Here is a 23848-nt window from a genome sequence, read left to right as displayed (position 1 = left end):
GCCGGCTTCCTGACGGCCGGTCAGCAGTTCTCAGGAAGGTGGTCGGCGAGCAGGGCCGCGAAGTCCTCGGGGGTGAGGATGCGGATGCCGAGCTCCTCGGCCTTGGTGCGCTTGGAGCCGGCCTTCTCCCCGGCGACCAGGAGGGTGGTGCGCTTGGAGACGGAGGAGGAGGCCTTGCCGCCGGCGCGTTCGACGAGTTCGTTCATCTCGTTGCGGGAGAGGGCGGCGAGCGGGCCGGTCATCGAGCCGGTGACGACCACGGCCTCCCCCGCCAGCGGGCCGGCCTCGCCCGCTGCCGCGGCAGCGGCCTCGCCTGCTGCGGCGGGGCGCTGCGGCTCGGTGACCTGGGTGCCGACCTGCTGGGCGGTCAGCTTGTCGAGGAGCGGGGCGAGTTCGAGGAGCTCGGCGGCGACGACGCGGGCCTTCTCGGTGCCGATGCCGGGGACCTCGGCGAGGGCTTCGGCGTCGGCGGCGCGGATCGCGGCCAGGGAGCCGAAGTGCGCGGCGATCCGGCGGGACATGGTGCGGCCGGTGCCCCGGACGCCGAGGGCGCAGAACACCCGGTTGAGGGGCTGGCTGCGGGCGGTCTCGATGGCGGCCAGCAGGTTGTCCGTGGAGGTCTCGCCCATCCGGTCCAGGGCGAGGAGCTGCTCCCGGGTCAGGGTGAAGAGGTCGGCGATGTCGCTGACCAGGCCGGATTCGACCAGCTGGACGGCGCGGGTGCCGCCGAGGCCCTCGATGTCGAGCTGGTCGCGGCCGGCCGCGTAGATCACCGAGGCGACGGCCTGGCAGTTGCGGCCCCGGACGCAGCGCCAGCGCTGCTCGGAGGTGTCGATCTCGTCGCCGCAGCGCGGGCAGGCGGCGGGGAAGACGATCGGGGCCTGGGTGCCGTCGCGCCGGTCGGCGAGCGGGGCCTCGACGCGCGGGATCACGTCGCCGGCCCGGAAGACGTAGCAGAGGTCGCCGAGCATCAGGTCGCGACGGGTGATGTCGGCGGGGTTGTGCAGGGTGGCGTAGGTGACGGTGACGCCGTCGATGACCACCGGCTCCAGGACGGCGCGCGGGGCGATGATGCCGGTGCGGCCGACGTTCCACTCCACGTCGAGGAGGCGGGTGACCTTGTGCTCGGCGGCGAGCTTGCGGGCCACCGCCCAGCGCGGGGCGCGGGAGCCGCTGCCGGCCTGGTGGCGGTCGGCGGCGGTGTCGGCCTTGACCACCACGCCGTCGATGCCGAAGGGCAGGGCCTGGCGCAGCGCGGCGATCTCGTCGATGCGCTGTTGGACGGCGTCCAGGGTCTCGCAGCGGAGCGGGGCGGCGGCGGTGCCGGCGGCGGTGCTGGCGCCGAGCACGGCGAGACGGGCCAGCAGGGCGCTGTGCGAGAGGTCGACGTCCAGGCCGATGGCGTCGTAGGCGAAGAAGGTGAGCTCGATCCGGTACGGGCGGTCCTTGGCGCGCAGGGTGCCGGCCGCGCCGCTGCGCGGGTGGGCGAAGGCGGGCGCCTCGTGGGCCAGCCGGATCCGGTTCGCCTCCTCGAACTGGGCGGTGGTGAGCAGGACTTCGCCGCGCAGCTCGACATCGATCGGCTCGGTGAGGGCGGCGGGGAGGCCGAGGACGGCGTCGGCGGCGTGGGTGATGTCCTCACCGGCCAGGCCGTCGCCGCGGGTGAGCATCTGGACCAGGCGGCCGGCCCGGTAGCGGGCGGCGACGGCGAGCCCGTCGAGCTTGGGCTCGACGCACCAGCCGGCCACCGGGCGGCCCAGCCGCCGCTCCAGGCCGGCCGCCCAGTCGGTCAGCTCCTGGGCGTCGAAGACGTTGTCGAGCGACAGCATGGGGACGGAGTGCGGCACGTCGCCCCGGACGGCGCCGCCGGCCACCTTGCCGGTCGGGGAGTCGGGCAGCACCTCGCCCGGGTGCTCGTCCTCGTACGCGGTGATGGCGCGCAGCAGCGCGTCGTACTCGTCGTCGCCGAGCGGCGTGGAGCCGTCGGTGTAGTAGGCGGCCGAGGCTGCGACCGCGGCCGCGACCGCGTCGGCGTAGTCGGCGGAGGAGAGCAGCGAGGAGGCGGTGTCCGTCATGGGAACATCATCCTGACCAGCACTGACAATCCGAAGGAACGGTTCCGCATCGGCCGCTGCGGCACCGGGCCGGCGGTCCGCCGTCCCGGTCGGCGGGGGCCTCCCTCGGCCGAACTGACGGTGCGTCGGTTCAGAGCGCGGTGCCGATCAGGGCGAGCGCGCCGGCGCAGGAGACGGCGAGCACGCCGTTGCGGGTCGCGGTGGGCGACAGGCGCGGGGAGAGCGCCATGCCGGTGGCCGCGCCGAGGGCGAGCGCGGCCACCGGGGGCCAGGGCGGCGGCACCGGGCCGAGCACCAGCGCGGTGCCGATGTTCTGCACCAGGAAGAAGGCGTGCAGGGTGGCCCGGGCCTGCCGGGGCGGCCAGCCGGCGTTGGCGGCGTACAGGCCGATCGGGGGGCCGCCGACGCCGCCGACGACGTTCAGTGCGGCACTGGCGAGTCCGCTGATCCAGGCGCCGGCGGGGCGGCGCAGGAACGAAAGACACAGCCCGCGGGCGAGCAGCGCGACGCCGGCCAGCACGCCGAGGCCGGCGGCGACGGCGAGCAGCCGGGTGTCGACGGCGTGCAGGAGCCGGGCGGCGACGGGGGCGGCGAGCAGGGCGGGCAGCAGCAGCCGGCCGGCGTCCCGGGGGCGGACGTGCCGCCAGTCCCGGGACAGCGGCAGCAGCGAGGCGAGCACGGCGAGCAGCAGCACGGTGGGGACGCCGCGGTGCGGGCCGAGCGCGGCGATCAGGGCGGGGGCGGCGACCAGCGAGAAGCCCATGCCGGTGGCGGCCTGCGCGAACGCGCCGAGCGCGACGGCCGCCGCCGCGAGGGTCTCGGGGCCGGTCACCGGCTGCGGTCCAGGGTGCAGCGGCGTTGGAACCACAGGGCGACGGCCATCAGTGCGGCGGGCAGCACGGTGAAGCCGAGCAGCAGGGCGTCGAGTGCGGTGCCGCTCTGTGCGGCGGTGCGGCCGCCGGTGCTGGAGGCGAAGCCGCCGAGCGCGAGGGCGGCGGAGTACAGGTAGGGGCCGACGGCGGTGCCGGTGGCTTCGGTGGCGGTCCACACGCCGGTGTAGGCGCCGGCCTTGGCGGATCCGGCGGTGTCGGCGGCGTGGACGGCGTCGGACAGCAGGGAGAACGCGAACAGTTGCAGGCCGGAGAAGGCGATGCCCATGGCCATCACGACGACGGCGGTGAGCGCGGTGCCGGGGCCGCCGCCGAGTCGGGCGCCGGGCAGCAGGGCGAGCGAGCCGGCGGCGAACACGGCCTGGGAGAGCAGCAGTCCGCGTTGTTTGCCGATCCGCCGCGACCAGGCGCTCCAGCCGGGTCCGGCGACCATCGCGGGGGCGAGGAACAGGCCCATGAACAGCGCCGTCAGCGTGGCGTCGTGGAACAGGTACTGGGTGGCGTAGGGCAGCGCGGCCAGGAACAGGTGGGTGGTGGTGCCGGTGAACAGGTAGGAGAGCACCAGGGCGCGGAAGTTGCGGTCCCGGCCGGCGATCCGCAGGTCGGCGAGGGCGGAGTGTCCGGCGCGCGGGTCGGGCGGGCGGAAGCCGCAGGCGTCGGTGAGTCGGCGCACGCCGCTCAGGGCGACGGCGGCGGAGGCGGTCATCGCGACGGCCAGCAGCACTGCCATCCGGGCGTAGTCGGCGCGGCCGCCGCCGGCGGCGAGGGCGGGTGCGGCGACGCCGGCGCCCAGCAGACCGACCGTCAGCAGGGCCATCCGGAACATGAAGACCCGGGTCCGCTCGTGGTAGCCGACGAGCAGGTCGGACGGGGTGGTGAGGTAGGGCACCTGGAAGGCGGCGAACAGCAGGTTGCCGGCGATCAGCCAGCCGCCGACCCACAGCGCGGCGGGTGCGCCGGTGAGTGGGCCCGGGACGGAGAACAGGGCGGCCATCGCCAGGCCGAGCAGCAGTCCGGTGCGCATCATCCGGCGGCGGTGGCCGTGGGTGCGGGCCTGCCGGTCGGAGCGGGAGCCGAGCAGCGGGTGCACCACGATGTCGACGATCTTGGGCAGCAGCAGGGCGGGTCCGGCGAGGGCGGCGGGGACGCCGAGCACGTCGGTGAGGAAGTAGAGCAGCAGCAGTCCGGGCACGGTGACCCAGACGCCCATGCCGACGGAGCCGGTGGCGTACAGGGTGAGGGTGCGGCGGTCGGCCCGGGGCGGGGCCTGAGGGTCCGTCACGGGGTGCTCCGGTGGCGGGCGGCGACGCCGGCGGCGAGCGGGGCGTCGTCGAAGGAGCCGGCGGCGGCGCGCGCGGCGAGGGTCTTCCGGACGATCCGGTCGGTGAGGGCGGGCAGGTGCCGGGCGAGGAAGAACTCGATCGCGCCCTTGCGGGTGGTGGGCAGGTCGCGGCGGGCCCGGACGGCGAGCGCGGCGCGTTCGACGGTGTCGACGACGCCTTCGAGCGGCTCGTAGACGCTCATGCCGTCCAGCGAGAGTCCGGCGGCCCTGGTGGAGTCGTGGATGGGGCTGCGCACGGCGGACGGGTAGACGCAGCTGACGGTGACGTGGGTGGCGAGTTCGAGGCGCAGCGCGTCGGCGTAGGCGACCATGGCGCGCTTGGAGGCGCCGTAGGCGGCGGCCAGCGGGAGCTGCATGACGGCCATCCGGGAGGTGACCATGACGACCCGGCCGCGGGCGGCGACCAGCGCGTCGACGCAGGCGGCGGTGGTGCGCCAGGTGCCGAGGAGGTTGATGTCCAGTTGGCGGCGGGCTTCGTCGCCGGGGGCGAGTTCGGCGGGGGCGGGTCCGCCGATGCCGGCGTTGTTGACCAGGATGTCGAGGCCGCCGAGGGTGTCGAGGGCTTCGGCGACGGCGGTGGTGACGCTGGTGTCGTCGGTGAGGTCGCACCGGAGGACGGTGAACGGTTCGTCGCCGGTGGGGCGCAGGTCGAGGCCGACGACGTGGGCGCCGGCCCGGGTGAGGCGTTCGCCGAGGGAGCGGCCGATGGTGCCGGAGGCGCCGGTGATCAGGATGCGGCGGCCGCGCGGGTCCTGACGGCGGTCAAACAGTCGGATCGTCATATCGCAGCCTTCGGAGTGGGTTTGACGCCGGCCCGGCGGGCGCCGGCCCGCAGTTCGCGCGGCAGGGCGGCGGTGTACTGGTCGAAGTCGATCCGCATCATCGGGCGCTTGGCGCCCCAGCGGCGGACCGCGGCGGCGTGCGCCCGGCGGACCTGGGCGCGCTGCTGCTCGGGCGCGGGCAGCGCGTACCGGCCGGCCAGGTGGGCGGCGACCAGCTTGCCCTGGGCCTCGACCACGGGGAGCGCGGCGCCGGTGGACTGCATCAGGCCGACGAAGCTCAGCGTGGGCTCGTCGAGGTGGAAGACCCGCTGGTAGAGCGGCATCGCCTCGGGGTCGTCGCCGGTCCAGCGCGCGTCCAGGAACGGGATGGTGACGTGGTATCCGGTGGCCCAGACGATGACGTCGACCCGGTCGGCGGTGCCGTCGGTGAACACCACCCGGTCCCCGTCGAGCCGTTCGATGCCGGGGCGGGCCTCGACCTCGCCGTGGGTGAGCCGGTGCAGGATGGTGTCGCTGATGGTGGGGTGGTTCTGGAACAGGCCGCCGGCCGGCTTCGGCAGGCCGTACCTCTCGGGGGTGCCGACGGCCAGCCGCAGCACGGCCTGGGCGACGGCCTGCCGGATCCGCCAGGGCAGGACGGCGAGGGCGCCGCCGGTGGCGTCGGCGGGGCGGCCGAACAGGTACTTGGGCACGATGTGGCTGCCGTGCCGGGCGGACAGCAGCACCGGTCCGTCCGCCACGTACGAGGCGTCGACGGCGATGTCCATCGCGGAGTTGCCCATGCCGACGACCAGCACCTTCCTGCCCCGGTAGGCCTCGGCGTCGCGGTGGTCGTGGGCGTGCAGCTGGGTGCCGTCGAAGCGGCCGGGGTAGCCGGGGCCGGGCCACTTCGGTTCGCGGTTGTGGCCGTTGGCGACCACGACGGCGTCGTACCTCCCGGTCGCGCCGTCCTCGGTCCCGACCTCCCAGTGCGCGCCGGTGCGGCGGACGGCGGTGACGGCGGCGTGGAACCGGACCCGCTCGGTGACCCCGAACCGGTCGGCGTACTCGGCGAGGTAGCCGGCCACCCGGGCCGCGGACGGGTAGTCGGGCCAGTGCGCCGGCATCGGGTGGTCGGCGAACTGGGTGCGGCCCTTGCTGGTGTTCAGGTGCAGGCTGTCGTACGCGGGGGACGGGCCGGCGCTGTCGCCGCCCGCCCACAGGCCGCCGACCCGGTCGCCGCGTTCGAGCACGGTGACGTCGAGGCGGTGGTCGAGCAGCGCCTTGGCCGCGGCGAGCCCGGCCGCGCCGGCCCCGATCACCGCCACCTTCGTGGAGCCCATGGCCGGGCCCTCCTCTCTGCGGAAGGCGCTCATTCAATCGAATGATGGAGTAATGGGCAATGCTCGGTGAGCTGGGTTTTCGCTCTCCGTCACGCGATTGAAACCGACGCGACACGTCCGGTAGCCTCGGACTCATGAGCACCCGGTCCGAGGACGGTCCCCGCGAACGCATCCTGGCGACGGCCACCCGCCTGTTCGCCGAGCGCGGGTACGACGCCACCAGCACCCGGGCGATCGGCGACGCGGTCGGCCTGAACATCGCCACCGTCGCCTACCATGTCGGCGCCAAGCCGGAGTTGTACCGCGAGGTGATGCGCCGCGCGCACCTCGCCCAGCGCGAGGTGGTCACCGAGGCGGTCCGCCGGCTGCACGCCTGCGGCCCGTCCGCCGAGGAGACCCGGGCCGCGCTGCTCGCCTTCGTCGACGACTACCTGTCGTTCTGCCTGAGCCACCCGGAGGTCCCGGCGCTGTGGATGCGCCGCTGGCTGGCGGAGGGCTCCGACCTGTCGGACATCGAGACCGAGTTCGCCGGGCCGCTGGTCGCCGAGGTCGCCGCCGCCGTCCGGCAGGTCCTGGCCCGGGCCGGCATCGGTGCGGGCGCGGACGTCGAGATGCTGGTGTTCACCATCGTCTGGACGTCCCACTCCTTCGGCCAGGCCGGCGTGATCGACCCGGCCGGCCGCCGCCTGGGCCCGCTCGACCTGCCGGTCCTCGACCGCTTCCGCCGCCACCTGCACACCGTCGTCACCGGCGTCCTCGACCAGCACCCCTGACGCCCCGTCGCCGGTGCGGCCCGCGCCCGGGCCGACTCGCCCCGGCGCTCGCCGGCCCGAACCCCGAACTCGAACACCACTGTTCAAGTTCGGGGTTTTCCGGTATCCCTTAACCCGTACACCACTGTTCGAGTTATGGGGGTCACCTTGCACGGCACCGCACACCACCCGGCGACCGCCGGAGTCCGCTCCCCCGCGCACCCGCGCCGCCGACTGCTGCTCGGCGTGCTCTGCCTGGCCCAGTTCATGCTGATCGTCGACGTGACGGTGATCAACGTGGCGCTGCCTGCGATCGGCGCCGACCTGCACCTCGGCCGCTCGGCGCTGACCTGGGCGGTCACCGCGTACACGCTCTGCTTCGGCGGGCTGATGCTGCTGGGCGGGCGGCTGGCCGACGGGTACGGGGCGCGCCGCGTCCTGACGGCCGGTCTGGTCCTGTTCACCGCCGCCTCGTTGGCGGGCGGCCTCGCCGAGGGGCCCGGCGTCCTGCTGGCGGCGCGCTCGGCCCAGGGGGTCGGCGCGGCACTGGTCTCGCCGGCGGCGCTGGCCGCGCTGACCCGGGCCTTCGACGGGCCGGAGCGCACCCGGGCGCTCGGCGTCTGGGCGATGCTCGGCGGGATCGGCTTCGCGGCCGGCGCGATGCTCGGCGGGCTGCTCACCGCCGGCCCGGGCTGGCACTGGGTGTTCTTCGTCAACCTGCCGGTCGGGGTCGGCGTGCTCGCCGCCCTGCCCGCCCTGCTCCCGCCGTCCGGGCCGTCCGGCGCGCACCGGACGGACCTGCCGGGCGCGCTGCTGGTCACCGCCGCCACCGGTTCGCTGATCCTCGGCCTGGTCGACGCCGGTGACGACGGCTGGGGTTCGGCCGGCGTCCTGCTGCCGGTGCTCGGCTCGGCGCTGTTCTACGTCCTGTTCGCCGTCGTGGAGCGCCGGACGGCGGCCCCGCTGATGGACGTGCGCCTGCTGGCCCGCCGCCCGGTCGCCGCCGGGTCGCTGCTGATGCTGGTGGCCACCGCACTGCTGCTCGGCCTGGTCTTCCTGGGTTCGCTGTACCTCCAGGACGTCCGCGGGCTGTCCGCGCTCGCCACCGGCGCGCTGGTGCTGCCGATGGCGGCGGGCACCGCGGTGGCCGCGCACCTGACGGCCCGTCTGCTGGCGCACGCCGCCGTCCGGTCGGTCGCCGTCGGGGGCCTGCTGCTCGCCGCGGCCGGCAGCGCCCTGTCGGCGTTCACCGGCGGCCCGGCCTGGACGGTCGCCGGGCTGACGCTCGCCGGGTTCGGCGTCGTCCCGGTGCTGGTCTGCGCGACCACGACCGCGCTCGGGTCCGTCCCGCACCGGGAGGCGGGGGTGGCGTCCGGGGTGGTCAACACCTTCCACGGGGTCGGTGGCGCGGTCGGCATCGCGGTGGTGTCCACCGTCGCCGCGCCGGGCATCACCGCGCACTCCGCGGCGGGCTTCCCCGCCGCGCACCTGGTGCTCGCCGGGGCGGCGCTGCTGACGGCCGCGCTCGCCGCCGTGCTGGTACCGCCGGGCCGGGCCGAGCGCCCGGCCGGGGTGCACGGACACTGAGCCGGGCGGCGCTGCCTAGACTCCGACCATGGACTCCGACCAGCGCGCCGCCGCGCCCACCCGGCGGGCCGGCTCCGGCGGGCCCCGCCGGGCCGACGCCGAACGCAACACCGCCGCGATCCTCGCCGCCGCCGCCGACTGCTTCGCCCGCGACCCGCAGGCCAGCATGACCGAGATCGCCGCCGCGGCGGGCGTCGGCCGGGTCACCCTCTACGCCCGTTTCCCGTCCCGGGAGGCGCTGCTCGGCGAGCTGATGGACCGTGCGCTCGGCGAGGTCGCGGCCGCCGTGGCCGGCCGGCGGCTCGACCGCCTCCCCGCCGACCGGGCCCTGCGCACCCTGCTCCGCTCGTCCTGGCAGCTGCTCGACCGCAACCTGCGGATGCTGCACGCGGCCCGGCGCGCGCTGCCCCCGGAGGCCGTCGAGGAGCGCCACGCCGATGTCCTCGCCGCCGTCGGGCAGTTGATCGAACGCGGCCGGGACGAGGGCGCGTTCCGCACCGACCTGCCCGCCCACTGGCTGGTGACCAGCGTCTACACGCTGATCCTCGCCGCGGGCGACCAGGTCGAGTCCGGCCGCTTCTCCTCGGGCGAGGCGCTGGCCGCGCTGGAGGCGACCGTCGACTCGGCCCTGCGGCCGCCCGCCTGAGGTCCGTTGACGGGGTGTCAGCGTCCGTCGCGCGGGCGCTCCCACTCCTCGGGCTCGTCCGGCCCGTACTCGGCCTCGGACTGCTCGCGCAGCTTCTGCGCCCGCTTCTCCGACTCCGCCCGCTCCTCCGGCGACAGGTTCTCCGCCGCGGTCCGCATCTGCCCGAGCCGCTCGCCGATCGCCGAGAGGTAGCGGTCGGACTCCACCACGTCCCGCATCCCGATCCGCCCGCTCAGCACCTCGCGGGCCATCTGCTGCAGCTCCGGGCCGACGCTGTCCGTCTTCGCGATCGTCCGCAGCGCCCGGTGCAGCTCGGCCGCCTGCGCCGGGTTGTCCGCCACATCGAGCAGTTCCTCGTCCGAGATCTCCGGACCGTCCAGCTCGCGATCGTCTGCTGCGCCCATGGCTGCTCCCCCTCGGGATCGGTGATCAAGGAATCATAGTCGCCGTCCGCGAGGGGCGTCACGACGCGCCGACCGACGCGCCCGGCTCCGGGCGGGCGGCGGCCCGCCGGCGCAGCGTCGGGTCGCCGCCGCGTCAGATCGCCGCGGCCAACCGGGCCGCCGTCTCGGTGGCGGCGGATCCCCAGCGCGGGGCGCCGGCGGTGAGGCGGGCGCGCAGGCCGCGCAGTTCGTGGCGGACCAGGGCGGGGAGGGCGCCGGGCGGGGTGTCGAGCAGCGGGGCGAGGGTGGCGACGGCGGTGTGCGGGTCGTCCTGGCAGAGGTGGCAGTCGGCGATCCGGACCGTCAGCATGGCGCGGGCGGAGGGGAGTTCGCCGCTGTCGAGCAGGCCGAGCGCGGTGTGCGCGGCGGCCAGTGCGCGGCGGGCGAGGCGCGGGTCGCCGCTGGCGGCGGCGAGGTCGCGCAGGGCGGCGGCGGAGCCGGACGCGACGCGCATCCGCAGGGCGGGCAGGGCGAGCCAGGAGACCGGGGCGGCGGCGTCCTCGGGCCGGTCGAGGTGGTGGCGGGCCCGGCCGAGGTGGCGGACGGTGGCGCGGACGTCGCCGGCCAGGGCGGTGGCGCGGGCCTCGCCGATCTGGGAGAGCGCGCCGGACCAGTGGTGGCCGGGTGCGGCCCGGCGGATCTCGCGGGCGTAGTCGCGGGAGGAGGCGGGGTCGTCGTCGAGGAGGCCGAGGACGGCCATGTCGCTGAGTGCGGCGACCTGGGTGGCGGGGTCGCCGGCCAGGGCGGCCCAGCCGACGGCGCGGTCGAAGCAGGACATCGCGGTGGCGGGCCGTCCGCCGTGCAGGCGCAGGCTGCCCGCGGCGTGGGCGTGTTCGGCGGCGAGCCGGGCGAGCACCCGGCGGTGCCGGGCGGGGGCGTCGGCGAGCCGGGCGACGATCGCGCGCAGCGTGGCCTCGATCACGGCGCCGGGGCCGCGTTCGCCCATCGCCCTTTCGGCGCTGTGGAGTTGGGCGCCGAGGACGGCGGCGAGGGCGTGCACGGTGTCGGTGTCGAGCGGTCCGGCGGGGTTGCCGCAGAATGCGGCGTGCAGGGCCAGTGCGGCGTCGGCGGGCGGGAGTTGGCAGCCGTCGCCGCCGTGCAGCGGGCACTGCAGGTCGTAGTGCGGCAGCCGGGTGGGGCAGTTGTCGGCGGTGACGGACGCGGTCGCGGTGTCGCCGGGCGGCAGCGGGGGGCGCAGCAGGTGGGCGGGGAGGGCGGGGCGGTCGGCCTCCGCGCTTTCGGCACGTCCGTAGGAGCGGGTCAGTTCGCCGCTGGTGGAGAGGAGTTCGTCGAGGCGGTGGACGAGTCGGGGGGTGGCGCGGCGGGCGCCGTGTTCGAGCCGGCTGACGGCGGTGTGGTCGTAGCCGACGGCGGCGCCGAGTTGGGCCTGGGTCCAGCCGGCGCGGCGGCGCCAGTGGCGCAGGAGTGCGCCGAATTCCTGCCAGCTTCCGCTGTCCGGTGCCGCGACCGGTCCGGTTGCGCCCAGCATCCGCCGCCACCTCCCCGAAGGCTCCGCTGCGTCCGCCCGTGCGGGGGCGGTATCGAGACCGTACCGAACCGACCGGGGCCGCGTACATGGCGTGGTCTGTACCTGTTCTCTGCCAACTGTGCGTGACCTCCGGGTGTTTGACGGAACTTGCCAGCTCTTGGTGCGCCCTGTCAGGTCCGTTGACCGTGGCATGGCGAGGGTGTGAGGGTTCCGGGCACCCCCACACCCGTGGCACCCCACGCCGGGGCACCCCCACACCATTTGGAGCTCTGATGAAACGCAGATTGCTGACCGCCGGCACCACCCTGGCCGTGCTGGGCGGCATGCTGGGTGGTTTCGCCGGTCAGGCGTCCGCCGCCCCCGTGCCCGCCCCGCTCGCGCCGACGCCGCTGGCAGCGGCGGTCTCGGCGGCGGATCTGGCCGCGTCGGCCGGCCTGGACGCACTGGCCAAGGGCCCTGACGAGTCGTACGAGCGGCAGTCCGTCACCCCCTTCCTCGGCGGCCTGTACTCGGTGTCGTACCAGCGCAGCTACCGGGGTCTGCCGGTGGTCGGCGGCGACGCGGTGGTGCTCGCCGACGGCCAGGGCAAGGTCCGGGCGGTGCAGAACGCGGCGTCGGGCCCGGTCGGGGTGCCGACGAAGGCGAAGGTCGGCGCGGCGGCCGCGGAGGCGGCGGCGCGGACGAAGCTGGCGAAGGTGGACTCGGCCGAGGCGCCCCGCCTGGTGGTCCGGGTCAAGGACGGCACCTCGCGGCTGGCCTGGGAGTCGGTGCTGTCGGGTTCGGCCGAGGGCCGGCCGAGCCGCCTGCACGTGTTCGTCGACGCGGTCACCGGCGAGGTCGCCGACAGCTACGACGACGTGAAGGCCGGCACCATCAACAGCAAGTGGAACGGGCCGGCGGGCCTGACCATCTCGACCACCGGCTCGGGCAGTTCGTACTCGCTGCGCGACCCGAGCCGGCCGGGCCTGCAGTGCTCGGACTACTCGACCGGGCAGGTCTTCAGCAAGTCCTCGGACTCCTGGGGCACGGGCAGTGCCACGTCGAAGGAGACCGGCTGCGCCGACGCGATGTTCGCGGCGCAGAAGGAGTGGGACATGCTCCGCGACTGGCTGGGCCGCAACGGCCACAACGGCAACGGCGGCAGCTGGCCGGTGAAGGTCGGCCTGAACGACGTCAACGCGTACTGGGACGGCTCGACGATCTCGATCGGCCACAGCCAGTCGAACGAGTGGATCGCCGCGATCGACGTGGTGGGCCACGAGTTCGGGCACGGCCTGGACCAGTACACGCCGGGCGGCGCGAACAACGAGGCGGGCCTCGGCGAGGCGACCGGCGACATCATGGGTGCGCTGACCGAGGCGTACGCCAACGAGCCGTCCCCGTACGACTCCCCGGACTACACGGTCGGCGAGATGATCAACCTGGTCGGGCAGGGTCCGATCCGGGTGATGTACAACCCGTCGCAGATCTCCGGCAACCCGAACTGCTACTCGGCGTCCATCCCGAACACCGAGGAGCACGCGGCGGCCGGCCCGCTGAACCACTGGTTCTACCTGCTGGCCGAGGGCTCGAACCCGGGCGGCGGAAAGCCGTCCAGCCCGACCTGCAACTCGTCCTCGGTGACCGGCATCGGCATCCGCGACGCGGGCCGGGTGTTCTACGGCGGCATGCTGCTGAAGACCAGCGGCATGACGTACAAGAAGTACCGCACCGCGACCCTGACGGCCGCCAAGAACCTCGACTCCAGCTGCAACTTCTTCAACCGCACCAAGGCCGCCTGGGACGCCGTCAGCGTGCCGGCCCAGGCCGGCGACCCGACCTGCGTGGGCACTCCGACCAGTGACTTCTCGCTGGCGCTGAGCCCGTCCTCGGGGACCGTGCAGGCGGGCGGTTCGACCACGGCGACCGTCTCGACGGCCGTCGTCACCGCCCCGGCGGCGACCGTCTCGCTGTCCGTCAGCGGCGCCCCGTCCGGCACCACCGCGACGGTCTCGCCGTCCTCGGTGCAGTCCGGCGGCTCGGCGACGCTGAGCGTCAACGTGGGCGCGAACACCCCGGCGGGCACCTACACGCTGACCGTGACCGGCTCCGGCCCGGCCACCCACACCGCGCAGTACCAGCTGACGGTGAGCGGCGGGGGCAACCCGGGCGGCTCGGCCCCGGACATCAACGTGGCCAACGTGCAGGCGCACCTGAGCCAGCTGTACACGATCGCGCAGCAGAACGGCGGCAACCGCCGTGCGGGCACCGCGGGTTACTCGCAGTCGCTGGCGTACGTGAAGGGCAAGCTGCAGGCGGCGGGCTACACCGTCACCGAGCAGACCTGCACCTCGTGCAGCTACACCTCGAACAACCTGATCGCGGACTGGCCGGGCGGCCCTTCGGACCAGGTCACCATGTTCGGCGCGCACCTGGACTCGGTCTCGGCCGGCCCGGGCATCAACGACAACGGCTCCGGCTCGGCGGTGCTGCTGGAGAACGCGCTCGTGCTGGCGCAGCAGAACCCGACCATGAGCCGGCACGTCCGGTTCGCCTGGTGGGCCGGTGAGGAGCAGGGCCTGCAGGGTTCGCAGTACTACGTGGGCCAGCTGTCCTCGACGCAGCGCGCGGCCATCAAGGGCTACTACAACTTCGACATGGTCGGCTCCCCCAACGCCGGCTACTTCGTCAACAACGTCAACTCGGCCACCGCGGCGCCGCTGAAGGCGTACTGGGACTCCCTCAACCTCCAGCCGGAGGAGAACGTCGAGGGCCAGGGCCGGTCGGACGACTACCCGTTCCAGCAGGCCGGCATCCCGACCTCGGGCTACGCGGCGGGCGCGGACGCCGTCAAGACGTCCTCGCAGGCCGCCAAGTGGGGCGGCACGGCGGGCCGTTCGTACGACTCCTGCTACCACCAGGCGTGCGACACCACGTCCAACGTCGACGCGACGGTGCTGAACCGCAACGCCGACGGTGTGGCGTACGCGATCTGGAAGACCTCGGTGTCCGGCACCACCGTGCCCGCGAACGACTTCAGCGTCTCGGTGAACCCGGCCACCGGCACCGTCCAGGCCGGCTCGGCGGCGACCGCGACGGTCTCCACCGCCACCACCTCCGGCTCGGCGCAGAGCCTGTCGCTGACCGCGAGCGGCGCGCCGTCGGGCGCGAGCGTCTCGTTCAGCCCGTCCACCGTCACCAGCGGCGGCAGCTCCTCGATGACGGTCAGCACCTCCTCGTCCACCCCGGCCGGGACGTACACCGTCACCGTGACCGGCACCGGCGCCTCGGCCACCCACACCACCACCTTCACCCTGGTGGTGAACGGCGGTGGCAGCGGCAACACCACCTGGGCCGCCGGCGTCAACTACAACGTGGGTGACGTGGTCACCTACAACGGCGTCAGCTACCGCTGCCTGCAGGCGCACCTGTCGCAGAGCACCTGGACGCCGGACGTGGTCCCCGCCCTCTGGCAGCGCGTCTAGCGGCGGGGCACAGCACAGGGGCGGGTGCGCCGCGGCCGGTTGGGGGACGGGCCGCGGCGCACCCGCCCCGTCGTGCCGTCCTGAGCTGCCGTCAGGCGGGCAGGCGGACGACGGCGGCACCGGCCTGGGACTCGCCGAAGCCCCAGACCGCGACCGGCGTGCAGCCGACCGCGTCGGTGACGTCGCTCCACGACCAGTGCCGGGCGCCGCTGTAGTGGCCGCCCTCGCTGCGCGCGTCGGCCTCGGAGCGGCAGAGCATCCGCAGGTGGTCGCGGAGCGCGGGGTGCGCGACCGTGCGCAGCCGCTCCTCCCACGGCTCGGCGGCGACCGGGCGGCTGCCGAAGTCGTGGGCGGTGACCAGGTGTTCGGGGCCGCGCTCGGTGAAGGTGGCGGCCCGCATCGCGTCCCGCAGGGTGCCGTCGGTGGCGACCCGCAGCACGACGGTCAGCCAGTGGTTGAGCTTCTTGCAGGCCTTGCCGGTCAGGTCGACGCCGTGGCGGCGCAGCAGCGGCGCGAGTTGCGCGCCGCGCAGCACCGCCCCGTCGGCCTCATCGGTCGCGGCGACGGCCAGCAGGTCGGCGACGAAGCCGTCGTCGAACGGCCGGGGGCCCTTGTGCCCGTCCGCGCCCCACGGTCCGGTGCCGGCCAGCAGGTCGGGGTCGAAGCGGAACAGCGACGCGGCGAGGTCGAACTTCCAGTTCCACGGCGAGAAGGGGTGCGGGCCGTCCGGGTCCGGCAGGTGGCCCGCCCCGCCGTCCGACAGGGCGTCGGCGGTGGCCCACGAGTTGGGGAACAGGAACTCGTCGAGGGTGTCCGAGGCGTAGTACAGCCCGTACCCGGTGCCGGCGAGGTCGCCGGCCGCCTCCTCGCCGAGCAGCGCGGCGAAGGCGCCGCCGAGCGCGGCGTTCCACCCGCCGGGGTCCTTGTCGGTCGTCACAGTGCGCCCTTCTTCCTGTCGCGTACGGGAGTTGACGCAAGCTACCGCCTTCCGGCGACACTCGCTCCAGGTCCGCCCGACGGGCCGCACCCGTACGATGGCGCGCGGCCGGATCCGCGGATCGGACGGGTCGCCGGCCGGCCGCGGGGGTGAGGGTCGCCCGTTGTCGCACCGTGCCGCGCTGTTCACCGCCGCCTCTGCCGGACTACGGCCCCCGCGGAGGTGGCGCTGGTGCCGGCGTTCGTGCGGAAGACCTTCGTGTTCCAGGTGTTCGTCATCCCGTCCGGCTCGATGCTGAACACCCTGCGGAAGGACGACCGGGCCGCCGTCGACAAGTTCAGCCCGCGGCTGGGCGGGACGCCGAAGCGGGGCGAGGTGGTGGTGTTCCGCGACCCGGGCGGCTGGCTCGACGAGGCCCCCGGCGGCGGGGGCGTTCTCGGCGGCGTGCAGACGGCGTTGAGCTGGGTCGGCCTCGCGCCGTCCGCGAACGGGAAGGACCTGATCAAGCGGGTCTTCGCGGTCGCCGGCGACACCGTCGACTGCCGGGCGGGCCACCCGCTGACGGTGGACGGCACCGCTCGCGACGAGCCCCACCGCCACCCGGGCGCGACGCCCTGCGACGACTACCCGGTCGGTGCCGTCACCGTCCCGCCCGGCCACCTGCGGGTGATGGGCGACCACCGCAACGACTCCGCCGACTCCCGCTACCGGCAACTCCACGACCCGGGCGGCGGTTCCGTGCCGACCGGGAACGTGGTCGGCCGCGCCCGCCTGGTCCCGTGGCCGCTCTCCCGCTGGGACCCCCCGGTCCCCGCCGCCTTCCGGGCCATCGGCTGACCCTCACCGGCCCGCCACCACCGGGTGTCGCGCGCCTCCGGCGCGGGGTGCCGGGACGCCCGGCCCCCGTTCACTCGCCGAGGCGGTCGAGCCAGGCGTGGCCGGGGTGGATGCGGGCCAACAGGGCGGCGAGGTCCTGCCGCCGGGACCGGTCCAGGTGCGGCAGGACGCGGTCGAAGTCGGCCCGGTCCTTGGGGCGGGTGGCCTTCGCCTTGAACAGCAGGACGAGTTCGGGCCGCAGGTACGGGATGCCGCTGCCGGTGTGCTCGACGATCCGGGCGTAGGGCAGGCGCAGCGTCTCGTCGCGGCGGCAGATCCAGGTCGTCCCGTCGTGCGGCTCCCGGAACACGTCGAACCGCCACTGCCCGGTCGCCGGGTCGCGGGCCCAGGTCTGGTGGGTGGCCGCCAGCACCTCCGGCGCCGCGGCGGCCCACACCGTCCCGGACCCGACCGCGTCGAACTCCAGCTCCGGGAAACGCCGTTGCACCTCCCCGAAGGCCGCCGCGGGCACCGCGATCTCCAGGTCCCCGTGCGGCCGCCCCTCCCCGCCCAGGAACAGGTCGAGGGCCCAGCCCGCCGCCACGTACCAGGGCGCGGTGAGCCCCGCCAGCCGCGCCGCGACCTGCTCGGGCCGCCACGGCGCCGCCCACCCGGCAGTGATCTCGTCCTCGCCGGGCCGTACGCCGCCCGGTGGCAGGGTCTCCGTCACCGCTCGACCCTACCGGCCGGCGTCGCGTCCGTCAGTCGGCCCGCACCGGCTCCAGGCGCAGGCGCTGGAGCGGTCGCCACGGCGGCGGCTCGGCCGGGCCGAACCAGACGCGGACGTCGACGCCGGTGCGGACGGGCAGTCGGGGGAAGTCGTTGGCGGCGTGCTCGGTGCGGTGCAGGACGTGACGGGAACTCAGGTGGCGCTCGGCGTAGGCGTCGAACGCGGTCGCGGACGGCGGGGCGCAGATCGTCACGTCCACCTCCGGCGCGCCCGGCGGGGGCGTGTAGCAGGGGCCGCGCAGCAGCAGGACGTCGTCGCTGTCGATCATCGTGGCGTTGGCGGCGTCGCGGTGGGCCCGCCAGACGGGGCCGCCGTAGAACGCCTCCAGTGCGCGCCGACGGTGCGTCATGTCGGGGAAGGCGCGCAGCCAGACGAAGCGGTCGGGGTCGTCGAGGTCGCGGAAGCGGCCGCCGAGCGTGATGCCCGCGTCCTGCTGTCCGGTGACGAACTCCCGCTCGAACAGGTCGATCAGGGTGTCGCGGGCGCCGGGGTGCAGGGTGTACTGGCGGAGTTCGACGACGCTCATGCGGCTTCCCCGGCTTCCACGGCGGCCTCGGCGGTTTCGGAGGTCCCGGCGGTGGCGGTCGGTCCGGCCGTGTCGGTGGGTCCGGCGGTGCGGGTGAGGTCCATGACCCAGTTGAGCTCCCAGGTCCGGCCGCCGTCGGCGGAGAACTCCTGTTCCCAGCGGGCGTGGTCGGGGCCGAGGCGGTGCCAGGTGAAGTGCACCGCGATCGGGCGGCCGCCGTACCGGTCCTCGCCGTGGAAGTCTCCGCGGTCGCCGGTGAAGCCGCCGACCACGGGCGGGTCGAGCCGGCCGGTGCGGCTGTCGGACCAGTGGATCGCCCACTGCCGGGTCTCCCGGTCGAACAGCCGCAGCGTCACGCCCTGCCGGCCGAGGGTGGGGAAGGTGATCTCGTCGATGTTGCCGGCCCCGCCGAACAGCGGCCGGACCTCGGCGTGGCCGGGGAACTCCTCCCAGCTGCCGCCGGCCGGGTCGGCGAGCGGGGTGGTGAGGCGGCGGTTGGCCACCTGCCAGGAGCCGTGCAGGAAGTCGAAGTCGTTCATGGGCCGCAGGCTAGGACCGCTCCACTGACATCCACTGTCAGTGGAGCGGCGCACACTGACCGGTATGCGTGCGAGCCGCCTGGTCACCCTCCTGCTCCTGCTCCAGAACCGCGGACGGATGACGGCCCGTCAGCTCGCCGAGGAGCTGGAGGTCTCCGTCCGCACCGTCTACCGGGACGTCGAGGCGCTCGGCGCGGCCGGCATCCCGCTGTACGGCGAGGCCGGGCACGCGGGCGGCTACCGCCTGGTCGACGGCTACCGGACGCGCCTCACCGGGCTGACGGCCGAGGAGGCGCAGGCCGCGTTCCTCGCCGCGCTGCCCGGCACCGCCGCCGACCTCGGCCTGGGCGGGGCCCTCGCCACGGCCCGGCTCAAGCTCCGCGCCGCGCTCCCGGCGGAGCTACGCGCGCACGCCGACCGGATCGAGGAGCGCTTCCTGCTCGACGCCCCCGGCTGGTACGCGGGCGCCGACGACACCCCGCACCTGGCCGCCGTCGCCGACGCGGTGTGGGCGCGGCGCACGGTGCTGCTGCACTACCGCCGCTGGCGGGCACCGGAGGAGATCAGCCGTCAGGTCCGCCCGTACGGGCTGGTGTTGAAGGCCGGCCGGTGGTACCTGGTCGCGGACGGACCGTCCGGGCTGCGCACCTACCGGGTCGACCAGATCCTCGGACTCACGCTCCGGGACGAGGAGTTCACCGTCCCCGAGGGCTTCTCGCTGGCCGCCTGGTGGGCCGCCCAGGTGGCCGGCTTCCCCGCCCGCCTGCACACCGGCACCGCCCTGGTCCGCCTCACCCCGGAGGGCGCCCGCCGCCTCGGCGTCCCACCCGCCCCGACCGGCTGGACCGAGGCCCGGCTCCCGATCGAGTCCGTCGACCACGCCCACGACGAGTTCCTCCGCCTCGGCACCGACATCGAGGTCCTGGAACCCCCCGCCCTCCGCGAACGCCTCGCCGCCACCGTCCACGCCCTGGCATCGCGCTACGGCCGCGGGCCCGAAGCCCGCGGCGAGCGTGCGCGCCGAGGGGCGGGGGTCTGACGGGGGAGGTCCGACGACAAGACCCTAGGGTTTGAGGGACAGTACGACCGCGCTCCGGAGGACTCCTTGCTGCAACTGCGACTCATCGTTCCCGCCGACCTGCGCGGACAGGTGCTGGACCGGCTCGATGCCTGTGTCGGTGTCGCGCACGTCGCGGTGCTGCCCGGCGGGGCGGTTCGGCCGGCCGGGGACCTGGTGCTGTGCGACGTGGCCAGGGAGGCGGTCGACGAACTGCTGGGCGAGCTGCGGGCGTTGGGCCTGGCCGAGCGCGGGGCGATCGTCATGGACGAGACCGGGCTGACCATTTCGCGGACCGCCGAGGAGGCGGAGGAGCGAGCCCCGGGCGAGGGCGTGGACGCGCTGGTGTGGGAGGAGGTCTCCGGGATCGTCCACGAGGAGTCCACGCTCAGCTGGGTCTTCCTCGCCCTGCTGACCGTCGCCACCATGCTGGCCGCCTGCGGCGCCGTCCTGGACAGCGCGATCCTGGTGGTCGGTGCGATGGCCGTGGGCCCGGAGTTCGGTCCGCTCGCCGGGCTGTGCGTCGCCGTGGTGCAGCGCAGGGCCCGCCCGGCGGCCCGGTCGCTGCTGGCCCTGGTGGTCGGGTTCACCGTGGCGATGGTCCTCACCGTGGGCTTCGCGCTGCTGATGGACGCCCTCGGCCTGTTCAGCGATGCCAAGTTCGCGGCGGCTCGCCCCAACACCTCGTTCATCTGGCAGCCGGACGCCATGTCGTTCGTGGTGGCTTTCCTGGCCGGTGTCGCGGGCCTGCTGTCGCTGACCTCGGCGAAGGCGTCCGCACTGGTCGGGGTGGCGATCTCGGTGACCACCGTCCCGGCCGCGGCCAACGCCGCGGTGGCCGTCGCCTACGGCGAGTACGCGCAGGGCTGGGGTTCGGCCGTGCAGTTGGCCCTGAACCTGTTCGGGATCGTGCTGGCCGGCGTGCTCACGCTGCTCGCCCAGCAGGGCGCCTGGTACTTCGCCCGCCGACGCTGAGCCCTGCCGGGCGCCGAGGCCGGTGCCGGCTGCCGAGCCCACCGCCGCCGGAACCGTCGCGGGCGCTCACTCCGGCGGCCGCGGCGCCTCGCGGGTGGCGGGCAGGTGGCGGGTGAACAGCAGCGCGCCGCCGGTGATGACCGTGCAGGCGAGGACCGCGGACTTGAGGCCCTGGATCTGCGCGTCCCGGTAGTGGTCGACGAGGGCGGCGGCCTCCTGCGGCGGCACGTCCGACCGGGTGGCGAGCGCGGCGGAGACCTGGTCGGCGGGGACGAACGAGATCCCGGCCGAGACGTGCGTGCCGACCTCCTGCGCGACGGCCTCGCTCACCCGCGGATCGCTCTCGATCTTCGTGGTGACGGAGGCCGCGAGGGCGCCGATGAGCAGCGCGCCGATCAGCGCCGTGCCCAGCGAGGAGCCGAGGTTCTGCGCGGTGTACTGCAGGCCGCCGGCCTCGCTGCGCTCCGCGGTCCGCACGCTGGACTGCACGGTGTTGCCGAGTTGGGAGGCGAGCATGCCGAGGCCGATGCCGAGCAGCGCCATCGCGCCCGCGAACGAGCCGCCCTCGAGTTCCGGCCCGATCGCCGTGATCAGCCACAGCGTGGCGGCGAGCAGCACCAGCAGGCCGATCCGGACGATCGTCCGGGACGAGGCGAACCGCAGCAGCAGCGAGCCGCACATCGAGGTGGCGAGCATGGTGGCGGACACCGGCAGCAGTCGCAGGCCGGTCTGGAACGCGTCCAGTCCCTGCACGACCTGTAGGTACAGCGGGATGACGAAGAACAGGCCCAGCAGGACGGTGTTCTGGTTGAACAGCGTCACCAGCCCGGCCCGCAGCGGCCGGTTGCCGAACAGGCCGAGCGACACCAGCGGTGTCCCGCCCCGCCGTTCCCGGTGCCGTTCGTGGACGCAGAACAGGTACAGCACCGCGGCCCCGAGCCCGATGGCGAACAGCGTCGGCGCGAAGCCGAGCACGGTGAACGGGGGGTTCCTGGGCTGGACCCAGCCCCAACTGCCGCTCTGCAGCACGGCCAGCACCACCAGGGCGAGCCCGGCGGCGGACAGCGCGGCGCCGAGCACGTCCAGGGCGGGCCGTTCGGCCGGTGCGGGCTGCGGGGGGATCCAGCGCATCACCGCGAGGATCGCCAGCACCAGCACGACCTCTCCCGCGAACACCAGCCGCCAGGTCAGGTAGGTGGTGACCCAGCCGCCGAGCAGCGGGCCGACGGCGATGCCGGCACCGGCCAGGCCGCCGATCACCCCGTAGGCGATCGCCCGCTCGCGGCCCCGGTAGGAGCCGGCCGCCAGGGCGGCCAGCGCGGGCAGCACCAGCGCCGCGCCCAGCCCCTCGATCACCGACCATCCGACGGCGAGCACGCCGACCGTCGGAGCCACCGCGGTCAGCCCGGAGCCGATCCCGTACACGACCAGGCCGATGACGAAGACCCGACGGCGGCCGATCATGTCGCCGATCTTGCCGCCGGTCAGCATGAAGGCCGCCATCACCAGGGTGTAGAGGGTGATGACGGCCTGGATGGTGGTCACCTCGGTGTCGAAGTCCGCGACCAGTTGACTGATCGACACGTTCATCACCGAGGCGTCCAGCACCATCAGGAACTGCGCCGTCCCGAGGACGACCAGCGGCTTCCACCTGTTCACTGTGCCTCCCCGGCCCTCGCGCGGACCGGCGCTCGCCCCGGGTCAGCCGCCGAGGATCCGTGCCTTCTGTGCGGCGAACTCCTGCTCGGTGAGCACCCCTTGTTCCTTGAGCGCGGCGAGCTGCTGGAGCTGGTCGAGCTTCTGCTCCATGCTCGGGGCGGCCGCCGGCGGCGGGGCCGGGGCGGGCGGCGGGGCAGCGGCGACGGGTTCGGCGTAGGCGGCCTGCTGGGCGTCCTGCTGCGCCCAGCGGCCGGCCTGCCGGCGGGAGACCCGGTTGGAGACGGCGGTGGCGGTACCGGCGACGACCGCGGTGCGGGCGACGCCGCGGAGCAGTCCGGGCATGGGTTTCCACCCTTTCTCTCTCGGCTCGTTCTCGGGTGCCGGGCTCGGGTGACGGGCTCGGATGACGGGCTCGGGTCGGGGACGATCAGGTCGGGGACGATCAGGTCGGGGACGGTCAGCTCGCGGGGTCGGATCCCTCGACCGCGTCGAGGACCTCGACGAGGTCCTGCAGCGGGACCCGGCCGCCGGCGACCAGGCGGGCGTCGGCCCGGCGCAGCGCCGCGGCCAGCGGGGCGGCCCACCGGTTCTCGTAGAGGAGGACGGCGGCGGAGTCGCCGGGGTCGAGCAGGCTGCCGGCCTCGGCCAGGTCGTCGCCGCCGAGCAGGCCCGAGGAGGCGCCCTCGAACACGGCGAGGTCGAGCAGTCCGTCGCCGTCGAGGTCGGCGATCTCGACGGCCGCGACCGTCCCGTCGGCGCCCTTGCGGAGGAAGGTCAGGTCGAGGATCCGGATGATGCCGCGGTCGACCAGGTCGACCAGCAGGGGCAGTCCCTCGCCGGTCAGTCGGCTGCCCGGGAAGGAGATCACCAGGTAGTCGATCGGGCCCAGTTCGTCCACGTCGTGGGGTTGGTTGCTCATGGCGGCTCCCGGGGAAGGGCGGCCGGCCATGCGCGCCGACCGGCTGCGGGGCCGGCGGGCTTCGCCGCGGACCGGCCCGATTCCACGCTAGCCCTCACGGTGGACGGCCGCCCGTCCGCCGCCTGCGGGCCGCGCCGGGCGCGGTCGCGGGACGGACCGTGACGAGCCGCTACGCCGGGCGACCGGACCTGGGGCGGTCCGGGCGCAGCAGGACTTCGCTGCCGATCGGCGTGAATCCGCAGGCGAGGAACGCCCGCAGGGAGCGCGCGTTGCCGGGTGAGACGGCGGCGAACACCGGCTCGCCGTCGGGGAGGAGGGTGAGCGCGTCGGTGATCAGCGAACGGCCGCGGCCGGGGCCGGGCTCCTCCGGGTGGTGCAGCTCGATGCTCAACTCGCGTCGGCCGGCCAGACCTCGGGCGAGCGTGACCAGCCCGCGCCGGTCTCCGTACACGCCGACCTCGCTGCGCACCTCGCGGGCGTGCTGCACCCTGGGGTGCCCGTCCACCCCGTCGAGCGGCTCCAGTTGGGCGGGGCCGCCGCTGCCGCGGCCGACGAGTGTCGCGTCGAGGCAGCCGATCCAGCCGCCGGGGCCGGCCAGGTGGCGCAGGAAGCCGGGTGCCATGGACTCCCCGAACCCGTCCGGCTCCTGCGCCCGCACCTCGGTGTCGCCGAGCGCCGTGGCGACGACCGCATGTCCGGTGAACGCGACCGAGCACTCCAGCCCGTTCCCCAGCGCGGGCAGTACCGTCACCCCGCCGTCCACCGGCGGGAACTTCCCCTCGGCCGCGTTCAGGAAGTACCCCAGCAGCGGATGCGACTCGCCCATTCCTCGACCACC

The 23848-nt window shown here is 74.8% G+C and carries 21 protein-coding genes and 1 pseudogene; 7 read left to right on the top strand and 15 right to left on the bottom strand.

All coding sequences use genetic code 11. The features are described from left to right. Positions 1-20: 20 nt before the first annotated feature. The 5 genes and pseudogenes from ligA to ACFV1L_RS25315 all read right to left on the bottom strand — a co-directional run bounded on the left by ligA (position 21) and on the right by ACFV1L_RS25315 (position 6411). Positions 21-2075 carry an NAD-dependent DNA ligase LigA gene (gene ligA, locus ACFV1L_RS25335; RefSeq protein WP_380369616.1) on the bottom strand — a complete coding sequence of 685 codons (2055 nt, stop codon included), beginning with the start codon at positions 2073-2075 and terminating at the stop codon, positions 21-23. A 130-nt stretch (positions 2076-2205) separates the two neighbouring features. Further along, complete coding sequence (locus tag ACFV1L_RS25330) at positions 2206-2907, bottom strand: TSUP family transporter (protein WP_380369613.1); 702 nt, start codon at positions 2905-2907, stop codon at positions 2206-2208. Then, positions 2904-4310, bottom strand: a pseudogene (locus tag ACFV1L_RS25325) (MFS transporter); the annotation flags it as partial. The pseudogene ACFV1L_RS25325 and the gene ACFV1L_RS25330, both read right to left, overlap by 4 nt. Continuing rightward, positions 4244-5089, bottom strand: coding sequence for an SDR family NAD(P)-dependent oxidoreductase (locus tag ACFV1L_RS25320; RefSeq protein ID WP_380369611.1), 846 nt, complete (start codon positions 5087-5089; stop codon positions 4244-4246). The gene ACFV1L_RS25320 and the pseudogene ACFV1L_RS25325, both read right to left, overlap by 67 nt. Continuing rightward, positions 5086-6411, bottom strand: a complete 1326-nt coding sequence (locus ACFV1L_RS25315; protein WP_380369609.1) for a flavin-containing monooxygenase — start codon at positions 6409-6411, stop codon at positions 5086-5088. Before ACFV1L_RS25315 ends, ACFV1L_RS25320 begins: the two co-directional genes overlap by 4 nt. A gap of 134 nt (positions 6412-6545) precedes the next feature. On the opposite strand from ACFV1L_RS25315, the gene ACFV1L_RS25310 reads away from it, so the two are divergent. The 3 genes from ACFV1L_RS25310 (at position 6546) to ACFV1L_RS25300 (ending at position 9396) form a co-directional block, all read left to right on the top strand. Next, positions 6546-7184 carry a TetR/AcrR family transcriptional regulator gene (locus ACFV1L_RS25310; RefSeq protein ID WP_380369606.1) on the top strand — a complete coding sequence of 213 codons (639 nt, stop codon included), beginning with the start codon at positions 6546-6548 and terminating at the stop codon, positions 7182-7184. A gap of 135 nt (positions 7185-7319) precedes the next feature. Further along, positions 7320-8750 (top strand): MFS transporter, encoded by a 1431-nt coding sequence (locus tag ACFV1L_RS25305; RefSeq protein WP_380369604.1) that lies wholly within the window; start codon positions 7320-7322, stop codon positions 8748-8750. A 28-nt stretch (positions 8751-8778) separates the two neighbouring features. Beyond that, complete coding sequence (locus ACFV1L_RS25300; RefSeq protein WP_380369601.1) at positions 8779-9396, top strand: TetR/AcrR family transcriptional regulator; 618 nt, start codon at positions 8779-8781, stop codon at positions 9394-9396. Positions 9397-9413: 17 nt separating this feature from the next. Here ACFV1L_RS25300 and ACFV1L_RS25295 read toward each other — a convergent pair whose 3' ends face one another. Together ACFV1L_RS25295 and ACFV1L_RS25290 are read right to left on the bottom strand one after the other, a co-directional pair. Beyond that, a complete protein-coding gene (locus ACFV1L_RS25295) occupies positions 9414-9800 on the bottom strand; it encodes a hypothetical protein (RefSeq protein ID WP_380369600.1) in 387 nt (128 codons plus the stop codon). A gap of 133 nt (positions 9801-9933) precedes the next feature. Next, positions 9934-11328: a helix-turn-helix domain-containing protein gene (locus ACFV1L_RS25290; RefSeq protein WP_380369598.1), complete on the bottom strand. Its 1395-nt coding sequence runs from the start codon at positions 11326-11328 to the stop codon at positions 9934-9936. Positions 11329-11600: 272 nt separating this feature from the next. Between ACFV1L_RS25290 and ACFV1L_RS25285 the strand changes: the two genes are divergently transcribed. After that, on the top strand, positions 11601-14792 hold the full coding sequence (locus ACFV1L_RS25285; protein ID WP_380369596.1) for a M28 family peptidase: 3192 nt from the start codon (positions 11601-11603) through the stop codon (positions 14790-14792). A 91-nt stretch (positions 14793-14883) separates the two neighbouring features. Here ACFV1L_RS25285 and ACFV1L_RS25280 read toward each other — a convergent pair whose 3' ends face one another. Then, positions 14884-15729: a hypothetical protein gene (locus ACFV1L_RS25280; protein WP_380369595.1), complete on the bottom strand. Its 846-nt coding sequence runs from the start codon at positions 15727-15729 to the stop codon at positions 14884-14886. Between the two features lie 231 nt (positions 15730-15960). Between ACFV1L_RS25280 and lepB the strand changes: the two genes are divergently transcribed. Then, positions 15961-16566: a signal peptidase I gene (gene lepB, locus ACFV1L_RS25275; protein WP_380369593.1), complete on the top strand. Its 606-nt coding sequence runs from the start codon at positions 15961-15963 to the stop codon at positions 16564-16566. A 70-nt stretch (positions 16567-16636) separates the two neighbouring features. Here lepB and ACFV1L_RS25270 read toward each other — a convergent pair whose 3' ends face one another. From ACFV1L_RS25270 to ACFV1L_RS25260, 3 genes are read right to left on the bottom strand one after another with little or no spacing between them, the layout of a single operon-like run. Next, positions 16637-17275, bottom strand: a complete 639-nt coding sequence (locus tag ACFV1L_RS25270; RefSeq protein WP_380369590.1) for a hypothetical protein — start codon at positions 17273-17275, stop codon at positions 16637-16639. A 31-nt stretch (positions 17276-17306) separates the two neighbouring features. Beyond that, positions 17307-17861, bottom strand: coding sequence for an NIPSNAP family protein (locus tag ACFV1L_RS25265; RefSeq protein WP_380369588.1), 555 nt, complete (start codon positions 17859-17861; stop codon positions 17307-17309). Further along, a complete protein-coding gene (locus tag ACFV1L_RS25260; RefSeq protein WP_380369585.1) occupies positions 17858-18400 on the bottom strand; it encodes a hypothetical protein in 543 nt (180 codons plus the stop codon). Before ACFV1L_RS25260 ends, ACFV1L_RS25265 begins: the two co-directional genes overlap by 4 nt. A gap of 64 nt (positions 18401-18464) precedes the next feature. Between ACFV1L_RS25260 and ACFV1L_RS25255 the strand changes: the two genes are divergently transcribed. Beyond that, a complete protein-coding gene (locus tag ACFV1L_RS25255; RefSeq protein WP_380369582.1) occupies positions 18465-19439 on the top strand; it encodes a helix-turn-helix transcriptional regulator in 975 nt (324 codons plus the stop codon). A 66-nt stretch (positions 19440-19505) separates the two neighbouring features. Beyond that, a complete protein-coding gene (locus ACFV1L_RS25250) occupies positions 19506-20432 on the top strand; it encodes a DUF389 domain-containing protein (RefSeq protein WP_380369579.1) in 927 nt (308 codons plus the stop codon). A 66-nt stretch (positions 20433-20498) separates the two neighbouring features. Here the strand turns inward: ACFV1L_RS25250 and ACFV1L_RS25245 are convergent, their stop codons facing one another. The 4 genes from ACFV1L_RS25245 to ACFV1L_RS25230 form a co-directional block, all read right to left on the bottom strand. Further along, positions 20499-22091 carry an MFS transporter gene (locus ACFV1L_RS25245; RefSeq protein WP_380369576.1) on the bottom strand — a complete coding sequence of 531 codons (1593 nt, stop codon included), beginning with the start codon at positions 22089-22091 and terminating at the stop codon, positions 20499-20501. A gap of 42 nt (positions 22092-22133) precedes the next feature. Beyond that, complete coding sequence (locus tag ACFV1L_RS25240) at positions 22134-22433, bottom strand: SHOCT domain-containing protein (RefSeq protein WP_380369573.1); 300 nt, start codon at positions 22431-22433, stop codon at positions 22134-22136. Positions 22434-22548: 115 nt separating this feature from the next. Next, positions 22549-23010, bottom strand: coding sequence for a DUF6325 family protein (locus ACFV1L_RS25235; protein ID WP_380369571.1), 462 nt, complete (start codon positions 23008-23010; stop codon positions 22549-22551). Positions 23011-23179: 169 nt separating this feature from the next. Continuing rightward, on the bottom strand, positions 23180-23836 hold the full coding sequence (locus tag ACFV1L_RS25230; RefSeq protein WP_380369568.1) for a hypothetical protein: 657 nt from the start codon (positions 23834-23836) through the stop codon (positions 23180-23182). Positions 23837-23848 lie beyond the last annotated feature (12 nt).

The sequence above is a fragment of the Kitasatospora sp. NPDC059646 genome (genome assembly GCF_042734615.1).
Classification (GTDB): domain Bacteria; phylum Actinomycetota; class Actinomycetes; order Streptomycetales; family Streptomycetaceae; genus Kitasatospora.
Note: the sequence above shows the minus strand (reverse complement) of the source record. Positions and strands in the feature narration are given on the sequence as shown.

Coding starts and splice junctions, on each gene's coding strand:
- ligA (WP_380369616.1), bottom strand. CDS start 2,075: ATGACGGACACCGCCTCCTCGCTGCTCTCCTCCGCCGACTACGCCGAC.
- ACFV1L_RS25320 (WP_380369611.1), bottom strand. CDS start 5,089: ATGACGATCCGACTGTTTGACCGCCGTCAGGACCCGCGCGGCCGCCGC.
- ACFV1L_RS25315 (WP_380369609.1), bottom strand. CDS start 6,411: ATGGGCTCCACGAAGGTGGCGGTGATCGGGGCCGGCGCGGCCGGGCTC.
- ACFV1L_RS25310 (WP_380369606.1), top strand. CDS start 6,546: ATGAGCACCCGGTCCGAGGACGGTCCCCGCGAACGCATCCTGGCGACG.
- ACFV1L_RS25305 (WP_380369604.1), top strand. CDS start 7,320: ATGGGGGTCACCTTGCACGGCACCGCACACCACCCGGCGACCGCCGGA.
- ACFV1L_RS25300 (WP_380369601.1), top strand. CDS start 8,779: ATGGACTCCGACCAGCGCGCCGCCGCGCCCACCCGGCGGGCCGGCTCC.
- ACFV1L_RS25295 (WP_380369600.1), bottom strand. CDS start 9,800: ATGGGCGCAGCAGACGATCGCGAGCTGGACGGTCCGGAGATCTCGGAC.
- ACFV1L_RS25290 (WP_380369598.1), bottom strand. CDS start 11,328: ATGCTGGGCGCAACCGGACCGGTCGCGGCACCGGACAGCGGAAGCTGG.
- ACFV1L_RS25285 (WP_380369596.1), top strand. CDS start 11,601: ATGAAACGCAGATTGCTGACCGCCGGCACCACCCTGGCCGTGCTGGGC.
- ACFV1L_RS25265 (WP_380369588.1), bottom strand. CDS start 17,861: ATGAGCGTCGTCGAACTCCGCCAGTACACCCTGCACCCCGGCGCCCGC.
- ACFV1L_RS25260 (WP_380369585.1), bottom strand. CDS start 18,400: ATGAACGACTTCGACTTCCTGCACGGCTCCTGGCAGGTGGCCAACCGC.
- ACFV1L_RS25255 (WP_380369582.1), top strand. CDS start 18,465: ATGCGTGCGAGCCGCCTGGTCACCCTCCTGCTCCTGCTCCAGAACCGC.
- ACFV1L_RS25240 (WP_380369573.1), bottom strand. CDS start 22,433: ATGCCCGGACTGCTCCGCGGCGTCGCCCGCACCGCGGTCGTCGCCGGT.
- ACFV1L_RS25235 (WP_380369571.1), bottom strand. CDS start 23,010: ATGAGCAACCAACCCCACGACGTGGACGAACTGGGCCCGATCGACTAC.
- ACFV1L_RS25230 (WP_380369568.1), bottom strand. CDS start 23,836: ATGGGCGAGTCGCATCCGCTGCTGGGGTACTTCCTGAACGCGGCCGAG.